The sequence below is a fragment of the Brevibacillus sp. SIMBA_040 genome (assembly GCF_046535075.1).
In the GTDB taxonomy this organism is placed as follows: Bacteria; Bacillota; Bacilli; order Brevibacillales; family Brevibacillaceae; genus Brevibacillus.
Window position 1 is genome coordinate 1 of the sequence record NZ_JAWRXI010000466.1, and the last position, 227, is coordinate 227.

Annotated in this window: 1 tRNA gene and 1 rRNA gene; both read left to right on the forward strand. The window is 51.5% G+C overall.

From position 1 onward, the window contains the following. Positions 1-69: ribosomal RNA gene (locus SB752_RS33465) — 16S ribosomal RNA — on the forward strand; the annotation flags it as partial. Positions 70-152: 83 nt separating this feature from the next. After that, a tRNA-Ala gene (locus tag SB752_RS33470) sits at positions 153-225 on the forward strand. Positions 226-227: the final 2 nt, after the last annotated feature.

The following is a 227-nucleotide window of genomic DNA, read 5'->3' on the forward strand; positions in this document are numbered from 1 at the left end:
GGGTAGATGACTGGGGTGAAGTCGTAACAAGGTATCCGTACCGGAAGGTGCGGATGGATCACCTCCTTTCTATGGAGCATTACACAGATTGCATTCTTTCCGGTTTTGAGGGTACATCACTCTCGTCTTATAATCCCTTTTCGGGTTATAATGGGGCTGTAGCTCAGTTGGGAGAGCGCCTGCCTTGCAAGCAGGAGGTCATCGGTTCGATCCCGTTCAGCTCCACC